The organism is Collinsella sp. LCP21S3_A3, assembly GCF_052118905.1.
Classification (GTDB): Bacteria; Actinomycetota; Coriobacteriia; order Coriobacteriales; family Coriobacteriaceae; genus Collinsella.
In genome coordinates this window covers 76,244-94,402 of the sequence record NZ_JBQKGH010000009.1, presented here as the reverse complement: position 1 = coordinate 94,402, position 18,159 = coordinate 76,244, and the positions used below count along the sequence as shown (strand labels likewise).

Below are 18,159 nucleotides of genomic sequence, written 5' to 3'. Positions count from 1 at the left end.
AGCGCGCCGGCAGGCGGGCGAAGCCGGTGCGGATCCGCGAAGCGGATGCGCGGAATCCTATACGCCGCACCAATCGAACTTGAAGCCTCCGGCAACGGGGGCTTTTCTTTTACGCCGCCATTCGACCCCAGACACTCGACTGGAATCGTGCGCCTCCGCCCGCGGGAGACTATTTCTTATCGACTCGTGTAAGATTCCGAGTAGATGTCGCGGTCCGTCCGTGACCACTCCTTCGCTATACGACCGATCAGGGTGATATTTCGTGGCAGAGCGTCCGACATACAAGCTCAGGTTTCTCGACCCCAAAAAGCGTTTTCCATCGATGCCAGAGCAACCCGCGGGGCGCTCGTATGGTGTTGTCTGGAAAGTTTTTGGCGAGGATCCTAAAGAGTCTTGCTACGTCGTCGAATTCGTAGGCAAAAGCCACATATCGCTTTTGGGCTACGTGAGCGTGTCAGGTGAGGTCTATAAGGTTGACGGCCCTGTTCAGAAAGTGCCATTGCCCAAGAACCCCGATATGAAATTGGTCCTTGACGAGTCCGATTCCAGTGTTGGCGAGATTTTGGTGCGGGGAGCCAACGGTGCAATGCGCGCTTGTGCGCGAACGGCCGGCTCTCCCGAAGGGCCCATGCGTGAGCAGTCCGACCACGAGACATGGAATTCGAGCCGTGCTCTCCCTTATGGCGAGTTTATGGCCTCGATGTTCTTGCGCTACGTGATATTTGCCGACCCCAACAACGCTCTTGCGAACACGGTACCTGCCGACGAGCTTGATGAGGGTATAAAAAACACCGCCAACAAGATCAAACTCGTAAAGTTGCCCGAGCCGGTCGAGGTGTTTTTGGGCTTTAACACGGCACCGCTCCCCGATGCTATCGAGACGCTGCTCTACCGCGTTGACCATGCCGATAATCCGAGCGGTATCGAGCGTTATGCCGCCGCCCTTATGAGCGAGGTCGATTTGCCCCGACTGCGCACCATCGCTGCCAAGTCCGAGATGGGCCTAGCGCGTATCGACCGCTCAAAGCTGTTCTATCTCAATTTTGATCGTAGCCTGCTGGACCAAGACGAGATTGACATGCTGCTTGCTATCGAGTGTCGTCTTAACCGCCTCTCCGGCATCCTTGAGCGTATTGGGGCAGGGTTGGGCCCCGTTGCCTCGTCGCCAAGCTTTGAGGGCTGCTCGCTCTTTGACCTATGGCATATCAGCAAGACGACAAACGACGTTCCTCGCCTGCTCGAAACGCTGTCGAATGACAACCCGTGGGCCAAACCGGGTACGGTAGCTTGCCAGCCAGGCGGCGAGTGGGACGTTCGCACCCGCTTTGCACGTATCGTAGAAGCACTCAACGTGGTCACGCGGCTCGACTACACCTATCGGGCGAACGTCGCCGAGGGCATCATGCTGGTTCGATTTGGCCGAACGGTTGTCGATGCTATGCCGCAGCGCGAATACGATGCTCAAGATGATGCCTGGCGCGAGGTGGATGAGCCTAAGCGCGCAGCATGGGCCACCGAGCACGATGCGCGCGTGGCGCTCACGCTAGCAGCGGCTTGTTTTGCTGCCGGTGCCAGCATTACGCGCTGCTACGTTCAGATTGCGGCTCCCGATGGCGAGCGGGGCGAGCGCATCATTGCAACATATTCCTTTGGGCGTGCGGCTTATCTGGCCAATTGCGTTCCCGCCGCTAAGAATTTTGAAAGTATGGATATGGATGATATGCCGTGCAAGCGCATGCTTGAGGCATATGAGTCGGACGCGCCGGATGCGATTGAGCCCGCTGAGGTTCATGCTCGCCCGCGTGACGACCACCGTTCGCTGCCGCCGGCGTTGCGCGACCTGCTGCTTGCCGATACGGCTGATGAGCTTGAGGTTATGGAGGAGGGCGATGACCCGTATGTGGCGCGCGTCGCTGAGTTGCGCGAGCGGGCAAAAGTCGACCGCGCGGGTGCGTTTGAGGGCTTTTCCCGTCTTGTTGAGGAGCTGGAGGCCAAGTGCGCCGTTGCCGAGCTTTTGGCGACAGGACCGGTCCAGACGCTGTTTTGCGACAACCAACTGGTGCGTATGGTGCTGCCGGTAATGGAGGAAGACCGCTCCGTTCGTATTTTGCGCGCTCCCGATGCGCTGTACTTTGCCCAGCATGAGATTTGCAGCTTTTACGCCGATCAGGAGGATTTTGAGCGGGCATTGCCCGAGGTGCGTCATCTTTACGATCTGGCGCGCTCATCCATGCAATCACACTTTGCACTCATCAACGTGCTGGCGCGTCTGGAGCGCTATGACGAGGTCATTGAGGTGGCGCGCCACGGCCTGCGCATTGCCAGTGACCGTTCCGCAATCGGCTACCTGTTCTATCGCCTAGCGTTTGCCTACTGGAACTGCGATCAGCTCCAGCTGGCGTTGGCGTGCTACCGCTTGGTACCGCGCGGCGAGGAGTCGGGTAGCAACGCACTGGAGGAAATGCAGGGCCTTATGAACGAGATGGGTGTCAATGAGCCACCGACGTTCGAGGAAGCGGTTGAGACCATCAGTAAGGCCGGGCTCGAACTGCCGCCGGTGCCCGCCGTGTCCAACCAGCTGGCAGACGCTGCTGTGCAGCTGGTCGATAACGGTTTCTTTTTCCTGGCACGCGTCTGCATCTTCCAAATGTGGCGCACGATGGGAAACGATGAGCTCGGATCCCTCAGCCGGTCGTTGGGATAGGGGTTTGATTTATGGGGGAGGAAAGCCTGCCGGCCAATTATCAAAATTTCCCCTTGCCCGGATTCGAGTGTTTGGTTACTATGGAACGGCTGTTACGGAGAGCTGACCGAGAGGCCGAAGGTGCTCGCCTGCTAAGCGAGTATGCCCCAAAAGGGCATCTGGGGTTCGAATCCCCAGCTCTCCGCCAGTATGACTTGAAAGAAGGGTCCCATTTGGGGCCCTTTTTTGATTAGAAGAATGTTAACTGGGGATTCGAACCCTCAAAAAATGAGGCGCCCCGTTGGACGCCTCATTTGGTTCGATGTGATATCGCTTTGGCCCTACACCTCAGGAGCCTTGGCTACGGTCTCGCTCTCGGCTGTGAGCGGGCGGTTGTCGATGCGGCGGCCCAGGCGGTCGAGCTTCACGAGCAGCCACTCGATGGGATTGGGCCCCGTTCCTTCCTCGTCGGCAACCAGGTCCATGACGGCAATCTTGGTGCCGTCCTGCTTAAGCGTAACGCTGCCCACCTTATCGCCAACATGCACCGTGCCCGAAAGGTCATCGTAGCTAACCTTTTCGGTCACTTCGCCGGCGAGTGAGAACACCGTTGCCTGCGCGGTGGGGTCGGCAAGCGTGGCGTCGATCGTTTTGTCTGTCCAGTCGGTTTGACTGACACGTGCCATCAGCGGATTTCCGTTGGCGGTCTTCTTTTGCGTATTGGCGATTTCGACCGTTACCTTGTGGTCGTAATACCAACTAGCAAGTGTGGCCGTATCGGCAAAACGCTGGTCGGTGGTGCTGGAGTTCAAGACAACGGTATAGATCTCGTCGCCATCGCGATTGTAGGCGCTTGCAAAGCAGTATCCGGCATCGTCGGTGGTGCCGGTCTTACCGCCGATATTGCCGTCTTGGTCCAATAAAACATTGTGCGTTTCCATGGAATGCGAATGATCGGAGCCGTCGGCGCCCGTCACTTCGATCCAGGGATCTTTGCTCGCCATGACTTCGCGAATCGTGTCGTCCTTCATGGCCTCTTGCATCATCAATGCCACATCGTGTGCGGTTGAATGCATATCGCCGGCCCATTCGTCAAAATCCAGCCCGTGCGGGTTCTCGAAGAGCGTTCCCGTGCAGCCGAGCTTCTTGGCCTGCTCGTTCATGGCTTTTACAAACGTAGCGACGGCATCTTTGGTCTTGGGGTCAAGTTTTTTGCCCACGTGTTCGGCAAGCGCGATGGCGGCGTCGTTGCCCGAGGGGATCATCAGGCCGCGCAGCGCTTGCTCGACGGTGAGCTCGTCGCCTTCGAGGAGTCCCGCGGTCGAGTTGCCTACGGTTGCCGCCGCGTTGCTCACGGTGATTTTCTCGTCCATTTTGCAGTTCTCGACCGCGAGGATTGCAGTCATGACCTTGGTGATCGAGGCGATTTTGACTTGCTCGTCGGCGCTACGGGCATAGTAGACGGAGCCGTTTTTACCCATGACAAACGCATTGGAGGCATCGATATCGGGCAGGTCTTCGGCTGCAATGCCGCGTGCATCGGCGGCTTTGCCGCAGATGTTATCGGTCGTGAGCACTTGGGCGCCGGCGACGGACGGAATACCGGCGACAAGGGCGACGGCGCAGGCAAGGCCAACGGTCAGCTGCGCGGAACGCTTTACAAGAGGGGTAAGATGCTTCACTGATTTCGCTTTCGACGGGATGGTCTCCTTTGGCTCTAGAGTATATCGTTTACCGGCTGTGCCGCTTGGGGTTTGGCGCGTGCGGTTTATCTTCGTGTCTGAGCGGACGCTTGGGTGTGCACGGTCGATATGATTGCCCGTCGCGTATCGAGGAGGTCCTTACAAATACTTGACAATACCCTCACGCATATATGAGCTGCGATTTTTACTATCGATACTGCTGATTTGATATCGATGTGGAGGTATGCGGTATGACGGCTGCTGCGGCTGTGGGGCCCACGGAGCTCGAGGAGCTAATGGAAGCGCAGGCCGAGGCCGCGCATGAGCGCGAAGTTGGGGATGCGACTCGCCCCACGGCAGAGGACCTTGCCGCCTCGCCGACGCGCATCGATGTCGAGGGCCTCGACCTGTTCTATGGAGATCACCACGCGCTTAAGGATGTGTCCATCAAGATCCGCGACAAGCAGATTACCTCGTTTATCGGTCCTTCGGGCTGCGGCAAGTCGACGTTGCTGCGTTGCTTTAACCGCATGAACGACGGCATCAAGGACTGCCGCATCGAGGGCAAGATTGCGCTCGATGGTCAAGATATCCTGGGCGATTACGACATCTGCCGCCTTCGTCAGCGCGTGGGCATGGTGTTCCAGCGCCCCAACCCGTTTCCCATGAGCATCTACGACAACGTCGCCTATGGCCCCCGCGGTATGGGTGTGCGCGATCGCGCTGTGCTGGATGAGCTGGTCGAGGATTCCCTGCGCCGCGCTGCCCTGTGGGACGAAGTCAAGGACAAACTCAAGGAGTCTGGTCTGAGGCTTTCGGGCGGACAGCAGCAACGTTTGTGCATCGCCCGTGCGCTTGCCGTGCAGCCCGATATTCTGCTGATGGACGAGCCGACCTCGGCGCTCGATCCCGTGTCGACGCTCGTGGTGGAGCAGCTGGCCTGCGAGCTCAAAGAGACCTGCACGCTCGTGGTCGTTACACACAATATGCAGCAGGCGGCGCGCATATCCGATTCCGTCGCGTTTTTCTTGCTAGGTGAGTTGGTGGAGCACGCGCCCACCGCTCAGCTTTTCAAAAATCCTACCGACCCGCGTACGGCGGATTATTTGACGGGCCGTTTTGGCTGATACCATCTAGTAAAGGTACCTTTAGGATTAAGATGCGGTCATGCCGGCCGCAAAGGGGTTCAACATGATCTATTACGTCGAGGACGATGACAACATCAGGGATTTGACGGTCTATGCGCTGCGCAAGCAGGGGATCGAGGCCGAAGGCTTTTCGTGCGACGGTGAGTTTAAGGCTGCCGTGGCGCGACGGGTGCCCGATGCTGTGCTGCTCGATATCATGCTGCCCGATACCGATGGCTTGGCGATTATGCGTCGCCTGCGTGCCGATCGCCTGACGGAGACGGTGCCCATCATGATGCTTACCGCCAAGGATACCGAGCTCGACAAGGTGATGGCGCTCGATGGCGGTGCCGACGATTATCTGACTAAGCCGTTTTCGCTCATGGAGCTTGCGAGCCGCTGCCGCGCACTGCTGCGTCGCGGCGGCATGGTCAAGCAGGCGAGCGATGTGCTCAGCGTGGGCGATATCGTGCTTTCGCCCAGCCATCGCGAGGTGACCGTTGCCGGCGAGCCGCTTAAGCTCACCCTGCGCGAGTTCGACCTGCTCGAGTACCTCATGCGCAAGCCCGGCGTGGTCTTTACCCGCGAGTCGTTGCTGCAGAGCGTGTGGGGCTGGGACTTCGACGGCGGTTCGCGCACCGTTGACGTGCACGTTCAGACGCTTCGCCAAAAACTGGGCGAGCATGCCAGCGCCATCGAGACCGTGCGCGGCGTGGGCTACCGCTTGGCCGAGCCTTCTGCCGGTGACGGTGCCGAAGGTGACGACACCGCGGCCACCGCATCGGAGGAGTAGCCCGTGGTCTTCGCCCCCCAGGGAAAACATACGCTGTCGCACCGCGTTTTTGTGACGATCTTTGTTTGCGCCATGGCGGTTATCGTGGCGTTTACGGTGCTGGGTGCGTTCTTTGTGCAAAACACCTTGGCGGATGCCACGAGTGCCAATCTGGCGCAGGAAACCGAGCTCATTGCTGCCGCCCTCGACGAACAGCAGGAGCCCATCCCGTTCTTGCGTAGCCTCGATCGCGAGGACTTGCGCATTACGCTGATTAACAAGGATGGATCGGTTGCCTACGACAACGAGGCGTCGCCTTCCTCACTGCCCAACCATGGCGATCGCCCCGAGGTCATCGAGGCCTTTGAGAGTGGTTTGGGTTCCGCGGAGCGCGCAAGCTCTACGCTCGACGAGATTATGCTGTATCGCGCCGTCGCCCTTGATAACGGCCAGGTTGTCCGCTTGGCGCAAGCCCAGCCTGGCGTTGCGGCGATTTTGCTGTCGATGGTGGCGCCGATGCTGCTTATCGCAGCAGCGGGTGCAATACTCTCGTTTTTTATGGCGCGCCGCGAGTCCCGTGCAATCATCGCGCCGTTGCAAGAGGTAGATTTGGACCACCCACGCCGTAGCTATGAGCACGCCTATGCCGAGATGGTCCCCATGCTTGAGCGTATCGAGTCGCAGCGCCAGGAACTCAAGCGCCAAATGGCGGTGCTAGCGGACAACGACCGAATGCGCCGCGAGTTCACGGCCAATATCACCCATGAGCTCAAGACCCCGCTTACCGCGATTTCGGGCTATGCCGAGCTTATTGCAAACGGCATGGTTGAGGGCGAGGACGACTTGCGCAACTTTGGTGGCCGCATCTATCGCGAGGCGGGCCGCCTGGCAGCGCTCGTCAACGACATTCTTACGCTTTCCAACTTGGACGAGGCGGAGCGAGCATCCGAGGGCGAGGCGGTGCCCATTGGGTCCACAGAACCCATCGAGCTCTCTCGCGCCATTTTGACGGTGGAACAGCGTCTTGAGCAAGTTGCCCGGCAGTCGAATGTGACCATTGGGCACGAGACGAAGCCCATGGTGATCGAAGGCGTGCCGCGCCTGATTGACGAGCTGATCTACAACCTTGCAAGCAACGCCATTCGCTACAACCGACCTGGCGGTACGGTCACGCTGCGCTGCGGGACCAATGACGAGGGTCATCCGTACCTGTCTGTTGCCGATACGGGTATCGGTATTGCGCCCGAGGAGCAGGGTAAAGTGTTCGAGCGTTTTTATCGCGTGGACAAGAGTCGTTCTAAGGCGCGTGGCGGAACCGGCCTGGGTTTGGCGATCGTCAAACACGCCGCTCTGTACCATCACGCCGCGATTGACCTGTCGAGTGAGCCGGGCGTGGGAACCACCATTACGGTAACGTTTCCCGTGCAACAAGAGGGACCGTTCGCGTAGCGGCATAGCAAAAACCGAGGATTAGACGGTACGCCCGCGCCTCCGCTACCGCGTGAATTGTTGCGCAACTTACACGCGGACGCTGTATCTTATGTATAGAGCTTGGGCATGGTAGAAATATGCGATATTATACGAGCAGTTTTGTCAATACGAACTCGGGAACTGAAAGGCAAGCTGCATGACCCTTCTCGAATTGTTCCAGCTGCTCAAAAAGCACCTCAAGCTGGTCATCACCCTTCCGGTGGTCTGCGCGATCGCCATGGGCATCGTGTCCTTCGTTGCGATGGACAACACCTATACCGCGACGACGAGCATGTACATTCTCGCCAAGACCGACGATAGCGGTCAGATGAGCTACAACGATCTCTCGGCGAGCCAGATGCTTTCCAACGATATCGCCACGCTGCTGGATAGCGATAGCGTTAAGAGCGGCGCCGCCAAGGAACTGGGCCTCACCGATCTGGATGACTACAAGGTGTCTGTTTCCTCCGAGACCACCACGCGTGTCATTACGCTTTCGGTTACCGGCACCGATGCCAAGGAGACGGCTGAGGTCGCAAAGGCCATAGCTAGCTCGGTGAGTACGGTCGCTCAGAACGTCGGCGCTGCCCAGAGCATCAACGTTATCGACGAGGCTAAGACCCCCGAAGCCCCCAGCGGTCCCAAGCGTATGCTGTACGTTGCTGTCGCGTTCCTCGCGGGCATCTTTATCGCAGTTGCCTATGTCGTTTTGGCAGACATGCTCAATACCCGCATCCGCGGTGCAGAAGAGGCAGAAGAGCTCCTGGGCATTCCCGTTGTTGGCCGAATTCCGGCTATGAAAGGTGGTAAATAGGCATGGCTAAGGCAAAGAACACCGATAAGCTCGTTGTACAGAATGCCGCCAAGACCCTTCTGGCCAACATCCGCTTTGCGAGCGTGGATGATCCCATTCGCACCATTACCGTCACGTCCTCGATTCCCAACGAGGGTAAGTCTACGGTTTCCATCAACCTTGCCCAGGCTATCGCCACCAGCGGCAAGAGCGTCCTGCTGGTCGAGGCTGATATGCGTCGCAGGTCCCTTGCCGATATGCTCGGCGTCCGCTCCCGCGGCGGACTCTACGCAGTCCTTTCCGAGCAGGTTTCTATTGACCAGGCGATTGTCGAGACGGGTCAGAAGAACTTCTACTTCCTCGATGCCGAGCCGCATATTCCCAATCCTGCCGACATCATCGTCTCTCACCGCTTTGCCAAGCTGGTAAAGGCACTGTCCGCCAAGTTCCAGTACGTCATCTTTGATGCTCCCCCGGTCGGCACCTTCATCGATGCTGCCGAGATCGCCAGCCTGACTGACGGCACGCTGTTTGTGGTGCGCGAAGACTTCACCAAGCGCGAGGAGGCGCTCAACGCCATCGCTCAGCTTAAGAAGTCCGAGAAGGTCAAGCTCATCGGTACCGTTATGAATTACTGCGAGACCGAGACCAGCGAGTATTACTATTCTTACTACACCAAGGAAGGTAAGAAGGTAAAGAACGGTTCCGCTGCTCAGGGTGCTTCTAAAATGGGCATCTTTACCAACCGGGCAAACGTTTAGTTGATTAAGGCCGACCTATGCGCGACATTCATTGTCATATCTTGCCGGGTGTAGACGACGGCGCTGCCGATCTTGATGAGAGCTTGGCGATGCTTGCAGCTGCCAAGCAGGCTGGCGTAACCAGAATTGTCTGCACCCCGCATTGCCGAGATCCCTATTTTGACTACGACAAGATGTGGGATGCCTTTGAGCTATTGCGGGATAACGCAGATGGTTTTCCGCTTCAGATGGGCTTTGAGGTCAACCACCGAAAGCTCGTCGAGCTGGGCATCGACGCTGCGGAGTACCTGCATTTCGATGGAACCAACGAGTTCCTGCTCGAGCTTTCGACGCATGCTGATTCCTATGCGTTTAGAGAGTACGAGAGTACGATTTACGATTTGCAATGCCGCGGCTACCAGGTGATCATCGCCCATCCCGAGCGATATCGCGCTGTTCAAAAGGATGTGAGTGTGGCCGAGCGTCTGGTCGACATGGGCTGTAAGCTGCAGGCTTCTGCCGACTTTATTGCGGGTGGGCGCTTTGGTCGCGAGAAAAAGCCGGCGCAGCGTCTGTTCGAGCAAAATCTGTACAGCTTTATCGCGAGTGACGCCCATAACGTGGGCCACTACGATTGCCTGGCAAAAGCGCGTGCGAAGTTTAGTGTGCGCGGGGCTCATTTTCGCTAAAATCTGTCCCTAACGTTCTTACTGAATGAAGGGGCCGCCTTGGATATCCAACTTAAGACAGGTTGCTTTGAGGACGCGGCGCTGGTGCGCCGCGCCGTTTTTATGGACGAACAAGGCTATGAAAACGAGTTTGACCAGATTGACGAGGACCCGGGCTGCATCCATGTGACGCTGTATGTGGATGGCCAACTCACCGGCTGCTCGCGCGTGTTTCCCGAGGAGCTGGAGCGCGCGGCAGATGCGGAGGCTCCGGTGCCACCGGCGTGCGACTTGGACGAAGGCGTCGCCGCGGGGGAGACCTACATTATGGGGCGCGTCGCCGTGCTGCCGGCTATGCGTCGTCGCGGGTTGGCAAGCGCGATCGTCGAGGCCAGCGATACATGCGCACGCGATGCCGGCGCTAAACTTATTAAGCTGCACGCGCAGGAATACGTGTTGCCGCTCTATGAAAAGGCTGGCTACACACAAATTGCCCCGGTTGACTACGAAGACGAGGGCCAACCCCATGCCTGGATGGCCAAGCGCGTAGATGGCAGATAGGGACGTTCCTTTTCTGTCGGCAGTTGGGGACACTCCTTGGCAATTGGCGCATCGGAGTGTTCGGACATACAGTTTTTCGATTCCGCATGTATATATGCGCGCTAATGGGTTATAAAATCTAAGTCTGAACATAGCAGGTCTGCGATACGGCTCGGGCAACCGAGCTGTTTTTGCGGACGGGGGTAGCGCGAAAGGACTGCACATGCGTCAATTTAAGACCGAGAGCAAAAAGTTGCTCGACCTCATGATCAACTCCATCTACACCAACAAGGAAATCTTCCTGCGCGAGCTTATCTCTAACGCGAGCGACGCCGTCGACAAGCTCAACTTTAAGAGCCTGCAGGATCCGAGCGTCAAGCTCGACCAGGGCGACCTGGCTATTCGCGTCTCCTTTGATAAAGACGCCCGCACCATTACCATCTCGGATAACGGCATTGGCATGACCGCCGAGGAGCTCGAGCGCAACCTGGGCACCATTGCCCATTCCGGCTCCGAGGAGTTTAAGACCGAGAACGCCGAGCAGCAGGGTTCGGATGTCGACATCATCGGTCAGTTTGGCGTGGGCTTCTACTCGGCCTTTATGGTCGCCAGCCACGTGAAGGTGGTCAGCCGCGCTTATGGCGAGGATGTCGCCCATGTGTGGGAATCCGACGGTCTTGAGGGCTATACCATCGAGGACGGCGAGCGCGCCGAGCACGGCACCGATGTCATCCTGACGCTGCGCGAGAACGAGAAGCTCGACGCCGATGGCGAGGCCGAGACCTACGATCGCTTCCTGACCGAGTGGGGCCTCAAGAGCCTGATTCAGCAGTACAGCAACTATGTGCGCTACCCAATCCAAATGATGGTCTCCAAGAGCCGCCAGAAACCCAAGCCCGAGGACGCGCCGGAGGATTACAAGCCCGAGTACGAGGACTACCAGGAGCTCGAGACCGTTAACTCCATGACGCCGATCTGGAAGAAGCGCAGCTCCGATGTTGAGCAGAAGGACTATGACGAGTTCTACAAGTCTACGTTCCACGACTTTGACGATCCTGCGCGCACCATCAGCTTCCACGCCGAGGGTACGCTCGAGTACGACGCCCTGCTGTTTGTGCCGGGCCGCGCGCCGTTCGATTTGTACAGCAAGGACTACGAAAAGGGCCTGGCGCTCTACAGCTCCAACGTCCTGATCATGGAGAAGTGCGACGACCTGCTTCCCGACTACTATAACTTTGTCCGCGGCGTCGTGGATTCCGCCGACGTGTCGCTCAACATCTCGCGCGAGACGCTGCAGCAGAACCGTCAGCTCAAGGCTATCGCCAAGCGTGTGGAAAAGAAGATTACCGCCGACCTTGAGGATATGCGTGACAACGACCGCGAGGCCTACGAGAAGTTCTTTGAGAACTTTGGCCGTGGCCTTAAGTACGGCATCTATTCGAGCTATGGCATGAAGGCCGATGAGCTCGCCGACCTGCTGCTGTTCTGGTCTGCCAAGGAGCAGAAGATGATTACCCTGGCCGAGTATGCCAAGGGCATGCCCGAAGATCAGAAGGCCATCTACTACGCCGCCGGCGACTCGCGTGAGCGCTTGACCAAGATGCCCGTGGTAAAGGGCGTACTCGACCGCGGCTATGACGTGCTGCTGCTGACGCAGGATGTAGATGAGTTCACGTTCCAGGCTATGCGTGAGTACGTTGCCGTCGATATGCCCAAGATCTACGAGGACGACGCTGCCCGCGAGGCTGCCGAGAAGGCTGTTGCCGACGGTGCCGAGCCCGAGGTCGAGGATCGTCACCTGGAGCTCAAGAATGTCGCTACCGGCGATCTTGACCTGGCGACCGAGGACGAGAAGAAGGAGGCCGAGGACGCCACTAAGGAGAACGAGGACCTCTTTAGCGCCATGAAGGAGGCACTCGGTGACAAGGTCGAGAAGGTCGCCGTCTCTGCGCGCCTGACCGATGCTCCCGCGTGCATCACCACCGAGGGTCCGCTTTCGCTCGAGATGGAGAAGGTGCTTCAGAAGGGTCCCGAGGGTGCGCCCGACGGTATGCCCAAGAGCCAGCGTGTGCTCGAGCTCAACGCCAAGCACCCGGTCTTTGCCAAGCTCGTCGCTGCCCAGAAGGCGGGCGACGCCGACAAGATCAAGCAGTACTCCGGCCTGCTCTATGACCAGGCCCTGCTCGTCGAGGGTATTTTGCCCGAGGACCCCGTTGCCTTCGCGGCGGCTGTCTGCGAGCTTATGTAATTGGTTCCGCCGTTCTGCCGAACGGCGGACCGGTCGACGCTGCGCGGGCACCAGAGCGACAACTTGTCATTCAAAGAGGACGGCATGACCAGAAGGTCTATGCCGTCCTCTTTTCATGCCAATTTGTTCGCTCTGGTGCCCGCTCGCTGGCATTGCCAAAACATCGACGTTACCGTGGTCCAAACTAGTCGTTGGGGACGTTCTTGTTTGACTAGTCGTTTAAGAACGTTCCTAATGACTAAAGAACGTCCCCAACGACTAGTTGGGTTGCTAATTTGTGCGGGTTGTGGTTTTGGGAGCTGCGGGAATTTAAGATACTGTACAACTGTACGTTAACTCATCTTCGTAGTATATTGCTACCCGCAAAACTCAATACCATTGTGCCCTGAGACGCTAAAGCGCCTTCGTACAATGGTTATCGATAGTACGATTCGATTCAACGACAGGATGGATGGTCCAAGCGTGAGTCTCGGCAGCAAACTATCCGATGCAAAGGTTTCCTTTGCAATCTTTAAACGCGACATCAAGCGATTGATCGTGAACCCCGTCGCCCTGGTGGTTACCCTCGGCGTGTGCGTTATTCCCTCGCTGTATGCCTGGTACAACATCGTTGCCAACTGGGATCCGTACGGAAACACCCAGGGTATCAAGATTGCCATCGCCAACAACGATCAGGGCACCCAAAACGACTTGGTGGGCGAGCTCAACGCGGGCGATAAGGTCGTCGATCAGCTCAAGGAGAACGATCGGCTGGGCTGGACCTTCGTCGATTCGGCGGCCGATGCCAAAGAGGGCGTTGAGAGCGGTGAGTACTATGCGGCCATCGTAATCCCCAAGAACTTCTCGGATAACCTGGTTTCGATGCTCGACGGCAACTACCATCAGCCCAAGCTTACGTACTACGTCAATGAGAAGAAGAGCGCTATTGCGCCCAAGGTTACCGACACCGGTGCCAACACCATCGAGGAGCAGATCAACTCGGAATTTGTCTCCACGGTGGGCGAGACCGTTGCCGGTATCGCCAAGGATGCCGGAGTCGATTTAAAGGACAAGGCAACCCAGACCCAGGATTCGCTGGCAAGTTCGGTGTCCGAAGCATCCGATACCTTGGGCGAGGTGCGTGGTTCGATTGGCGACATGAATGCCGCCATCGATAAGACAAGCAGCTCGATTGCTTCGGCCGATGCTGCGTTGGCGGGCCTGCAGGGACAGGCGCCTTCGCTAACGCAGGCAATCGCTCAGGGTAATGATCTGCTGGGCGAAGCTCGCACCACGGCTGGCAAGTCCATCACCTCGCTTTCCAAGGCGCTCTCGGAGGGCAGCGCCGCGTTGAGCAAGACGTCGGCTTCCGCGTACACCGCGGTCGGAAAGATGACGGGTGCTTTGACGTCCACAACCACCCGCATCGACAACTCGCGCGAATCGCTTCAGGCGACGATCGACCATAACAAGACTCTTATCGAGAGTCTGCAGAAGCTGGCCGACAGCGCGCCGACGGGCTCGGAAGAAGTTAATGCGCTGATCGCGTCTGCGATTGATATGCTTCGAGGGCAAATTGAGAGCCTTCAGGCCGTCAAGAATAATCTCTCCGATCAGTCAAACGCTATTGCGAATGACGCTTTGGCTGTCTCGGGCGCCAGCGATGCTATCGACATTGCGATCAAAACCGGTACGACCAACATGAATCAGGCTCAGACGGATCTGGGGCAGAACGCGCTGCCGAAGGCTTCGAGCGCTCTGGACTCCTTCGCCGCCGTTTCGGGCGACCTGACCGGCATCGTATCGGGTCTTACGCCCACGATTGCGAGCGCGCGTGGCACGCTGGCCCAACTCGATGCGACGCTCAAACAGGCCAAGACCACACTGTCCCAGACCGATGCCTCGCTTGCCAAGGTTCAGGACAAGCTCGCGACCGCCGCCAATGACATTGCGGCGCTGCAGACCTCTGAGTCTATGGGCGAGTTGGCCGGCCTCATGGACGTCGACGTCGATGACGTGGCAGATTTCATGGCATCTCCGGTTGAGCTGACGTCCAAGTCAATCTATCCGGTCAAGAGCTTTGGCTCGGGCATCGCGCCCTTCTACACCAATCTGGCGCTGTGGGTAGGCGGCTATGTGCTCATCGCCATCTACAAGCTCGAGGTCGACCGTGAAGGCATCGGCAGCTTTACCGCGCGTCAGGGCTACTTTGGTCGCTGGTTGCTCCTGGTGATCCTGGGCGCGTTCCAGGCCATCATCGTTACGGTGGGCGATCTGGTCATTGGCGTTCAGTGCGTCAATCCGCTGCTCTTTGTGCTGGGCGGCATCGCTATCTCGTTCACCTACGTCAACATCATCTATGCGCTGTCCACTACCTTTAAGCATATCGGCAAAGCCATTGGCGTCATCCTCGTCATTGTGCAGATCCCCGGCTCGTCGGGCATGTATCCCATCGAGATGATGCCCGGCTTCTTCCAGTGGCTGCACCCGCTGCTGCCCTTCACCTATGGCATCAACCTGCTGCGCGAGACCGTCGGCGGCATGTATTCGTTCAACTACCTGTTTAACCTGTGCATCCTGGGCGTGTTCTTGATCGTGGCGCTCTTTATCGGTCTGCAGCTGCGCCCGTTGCTGCTCAACCTCAATCTGCTCTTTGATAAACAGCTTTCCACGACCGGTATGATGATTTGCGAGTCCAACGACCTGCCGCGCCAGCGCTACTCGCTGCGCACGGCCATGCGTGTCATGCTCGATTCCGATTCGTACCGTCGCGAACTGCTCGATCATGCGGTCGCCTTTGAGCATCGCTACCCGTACTACATCAAGGGCGGTTTTGCCGCCGTGGTAGGCGTGCAGGTCCTGCTCTTTGTCCTGTCGACGGTGCTCGATATCGACAATAACGGCAAGATCATCCTGCTCGTTATCTGGATCATTTCGGTTATCGCCATCTGTGGCTGGCTCATCAACATCGAGTACATCCGCGCGAGCCTCAATACCCAGATGCGTATCTCGGCGCTTTCGGACGAGGACCTGCGCCGCGAGATGCGCGAGCACACGGCTGCCATCCCCGCCGCCCGTCGCATGTTTGGTCTCAACGCCAGCGAGCGGGGCACCAAGGACAGCGAACAGCCCACGAGCCGTCTGCCGCATATCGGTGCGCATCGTAAGGCTCAAGATGCCGACGGCGTTGACAACGTAAACGGAAACGACGGGGACACCACCCCGCTTGGCAAGCACTCTAAAGGAGGTGAGGCATAAATGAAAAACATCCTGCACCTGTTTAAGCGCGATGTCCAAAACGTGTCTCGCTCCGTGATCGGCATGGTCGTCGTGATGGGCCTCATTATCGTGCCGTGCCTGTACGCGTGGTTTAACATCGCCGGCAGCTGGGATCCCTACGGCAATACCGGCAACCTTAAGATTGCCGTGGTCAATACCGATGAGGGCTACGAGAGCGATCTGATCCCCGTCGAGGTCAACGTGGGCGAAAACGTAACCGCCACCCTGCGCGGCAACGAGAACTTCGACTGGGTTGTCCTCAACGACCGCGATAAGGCGATCGAGGGCGTTAAGTCGGGCGCGTACTACGCTGCCGTCGTTATCCCTAAAACGTTTAGCGCCGACATGATGACGCTTTTCTCGACTGAGGTGAAGCATGCCGATATCGAGTTCTACGAGAACCAGAAGGCCAACGCCATCGCGCAGATCGTGACCGAGAAGGGCTCGAGCGCCGTCCAGAGCCAAGTCAATGAGACCTTTACCAAGACCATCACGACCATCGGCCTTAAGACGGTGTCCAGCCTGCTCGATTACATGAGCACCGACCAGGTGAGCAACTTTATCGCCAACCTGTCCTCGACGCTGGGCGATTCGGTCCAGGGCTTGCAGGACATTCAGGCCAGCGCAACGTCGCTTGCGGGCATTTTGAGCTCCACGTCCGATTCGCTGACGTCGGCGAGCGGTATGCTCAAGCAGTCCGGATCGACCGAGGAGTCGGTGAAGCAGCTCATGCGGCATGCCGAGAGCGGTATTGCCGATTCCGAGCAAGCGCTCAAGTCCGCCAGCGATGCGATCGATGCCGCTATTGATGGGAGCGCGGGTTCGTTCGATAACGTTTCCACCGAGCTCGAAAATGCATTCGATGCTGCAAACCAGCATGTCAATCTTACGGTGTCCCAACTCGATGCTGCCGCCAAGGCCCTCAATGCGCGCGCCAAGGATATCGATGCGATGGCCGATCAACTCTGCAGACTTGCCGACCAGGTGAGCGATGAGAATTTGAAGGACGGCCTCAAGTCCGCCGCGACGTCGCTGGGCGGAATCGCCGATGAGTACCGCAACAATGCGAAGGACCTGACGGCGACCGAGGAGTCTCTCTCCGGCAGCATGGCCGAGGTCATCAACTCGCGTGCCTTGGTCGACCAGGCCATCGCCGATGCCAAGGCCGGCATCGCGGGCGCCAAATCCGATTACGATTCCACGTTCTCGGTTAAGGCCAAGGAGCTCAAGAAGACCGTCTCGGGCATTCTAGACTCGCTCGATGGTATCTCGGGCGATCTGGATAGCGCCGTAGATGGCCTGACCGACGCATCCGGTTCGCTGGCAAAGGGCCTCTCCAAGGCTGCAAAGCTGGTCAACAAGGCTTCCGATCAGCTGGGCGAGGCGTCGGACAAGATCAGCGCGTTTAAGGACGAGCTCGACGGTGCCCTTATGTCAGATGATCTTGCGACGATCAAGACGATGATCGGCAACGATCCCGAGGGTTTGGCCGTGTCGCTTTCCGGCCCCGTTGCGCTCGATCGCAAGCCGGTCTATCCGATCCGCAACTACGGTTCGGCCATGGCACCGTTCTACACGATTCTGTCGCTCTGGGTTGGCTCGATCGTACTGGCGGCCATGATGAAGGTCTCGGTCGACGATGAGCTCATCAACGAGCTCATCCCCGTACGCCTGCACGAGATCTACCTGGGCCGTTATCTGTTCTTTGGCGGTCTGGCCTTGCTGCAGGCAACGCTCGTGTGCGCCGGCGATATCTTGTTCTTTGGAATCCAGTGCGACAACCCGCTGCAGTTTGTGTTGGCGGGCTGGATCGCGAGTCTCGTGTTCTCCAATATCGTCTACACGCTTACGGTTTCGTTTGGCGATATCGGCAAGGCCCTCGCTGTCGTGCTGTTGGTCATGCAGGTCGGTGGCTCGGGCGGCACATTCCCCATCGAGATGACCGGCCCCGTGTTCCAGGCGATCTATCCGTTCCTGCCGTTTACCCATGGCATCAACGCCATGCATGCCGCCATGGCTGGCGCCTACCATATGGAGTACTGGGTTGAGCTGGGTATTCTGGCGAGCTATCTGATTCCGTCGCTGGCCCTGGGTGTGGTCTTCCGTCGTCCGGTCATCAAAGCCAACGACTGGATTATCGAAAAGCTGGAGTCGACAAAGCTAATTTAGTGCGGCAAC

12 protein-coding genes and 1 tRNA gene are annotated in these 18,159 nt (G+C 58.1%); 12 read left to right on the top strand and 1 reads right to left on the bottom strand.

The window, feature by feature from the left end; all coding sequences use genetic code 11:
* The first annotated feature begins 517 nt into the window (after positions 1-517).
* Both ACTQ0H_RS06350 and ACTQ0H_RS06345 read left to right on the top strand, forming a co-directional pair.
* Positions 518-2,704 carry a tetratricopeptide repeat protein gene (locus ACTQ0H_RS06350; RefSeq protein ID WP_441064071.1) on the top strand — a complete coding sequence of 729 codons (2,187 nt, stop codon included), beginning with the start codon at positions 518-520 and terminating at the stop codon, positions 2,702-2,704.
* 96 nt (positions 2,705-2,800) lie between these two features.
* Positions 2,801-2,891, top strand: a tRNA-Ser gene (locus tag ACTQ0H_RS06345).
* 133 nt (positions 2,892-3,024) lie between these two features.
* Here the strand turns inward: ACTQ0H_RS06345 and ACTQ0H_RS06340 are convergent.
* Entirely contained in the window at positions 3,025-4,365 is a 1,341-nt protein-coding gene (locus ACTQ0H_RS06340) for a D-alanyl-D-alanine carboxypeptidase family protein (RefSeq protein ID WP_441064070.1), read from the bottom strand.
* A gap of 251 nt (positions 4,366-4,616) precedes the next feature.
* Here ACTQ0H_RS06340 and pstB point away from each other — a divergent pair, with 251 nt between their 5' ends.
* The 10 genes from pstB to ACTQ0H_RS06290 all read left to right on the top strand — a co-directional run bounded on the left by pstB (position 4,617) and on the right by ACTQ0H_RS06290 (position 18,150).
* Positions 4,617-5,492, top strand: a complete 876-nt coding sequence (gene pstB / locus ACTQ0H_RS06335) for a phosphate ABC transporter ATP-binding protein PstB (RefSeq protein WP_441064069.1) — start codon at positions 4,617-4,619, stop codon at positions 5,490-5,492.
* Between the two features lie 40 nt (positions 5,493-5,532).
* On the top strand, positions 5,533-6,285 hold the full coding sequence (locus ACTQ0H_RS06330; RefSeq protein WP_441547943.1) for a response regulator transcription factor: 753 nt from the start codon (positions 5,533-5,535) through the stop codon (positions 6,283-6,285).
* A 3-nt stretch (positions 6,286-6,288) separates the two neighbouring features.
* On the top strand, positions 6,289-7,713 hold the full coding sequence (locus ACTQ0H_RS06325; RefSeq protein WP_441064068.1) for a sensor histidine kinase: 1,425 nt from the start codon (positions 6,289-6,291) through the stop codon (positions 7,711-7,713).
* A gap of 178 nt (positions 7,714-7,891) precedes the next feature.
* The gene (locus tag ACTQ0H_RS06320; protein WP_349074521.1) at positions 7,892-8,548 is read left to right on the top strand and encodes a YveK family protein; all 657 of its coding nucleotides are present in this window, start codon (positions 7,892-7,894) and stop codon (positions 8,546-8,548) included.
* Positions 8,549-8,550: 2 nt separating this feature from the next.
* A complete protein-coding gene (locus tag ACTQ0H_RS06315) occupies positions 8,551-9,288 on the top strand; it encodes a CpsD/CapB family tyrosine-protein kinase (protein WP_441057094.1) in 738 nt (245 codons plus the stop codon).
* A 17-nt stretch (positions 9,289-9,305) separates the two neighbouring features.
* Positions 9,306-9,956, top strand: a complete 651-nt coding sequence (locus ACTQ0H_RS06310) for a tyrosine-protein phosphatase (protein WP_441057096.1) — start codon at positions 9,306-9,308, stop codon at positions 9,954-9,956.
* Between the two features lie 39 nt (positions 9,957-9,995).
* Complete coding sequence (locus ACTQ0H_RS06305) at positions 9,996-10,496, top strand: GNAT family N-acetyltransferase (protein WP_427795298.1); 501 nt, start codon at positions 9,996-9,998, stop codon at positions 10,494-10,496.
* Between the two features lie 202 nt (positions 10,497-10,698).
* Positions 10,699-12,723, top strand: coding sequence for a molecular chaperone HtpG (gene htpG, locus ACTQ0H_RS06300; protein ID WP_427719038.1), 2,025 nt, complete (start codon positions 10,699-10,701; stop codon positions 12,721-12,723).
* A 462-nt stretch (positions 12,724-13,185) separates the two neighbouring features.
* Positions 13,186-15,960 carry a YhgE/Pip family protein gene (locus ACTQ0H_RS06295; RefSeq protein ID WP_441064065.1) on the top strand — a complete coding sequence of 925 codons (2,775 nt, stop codon included), beginning with the start codon at positions 13,186-13,188 and terminating at the stop codon, positions 15,958-15,960.
* Positions 15,961-18,150, top strand: a complete 2,190-nt coding sequence (locus tag ACTQ0H_RS06290; RefSeq protein ID WP_441064064.1) for a YhgE/Pip family protein — start codon at positions 15,961-15,963, stop codon at positions 18,148-18,150. It abuts the gene before it with no gap.
* Positions 18,151-18,159: the final 9 nt, after the last annotated feature.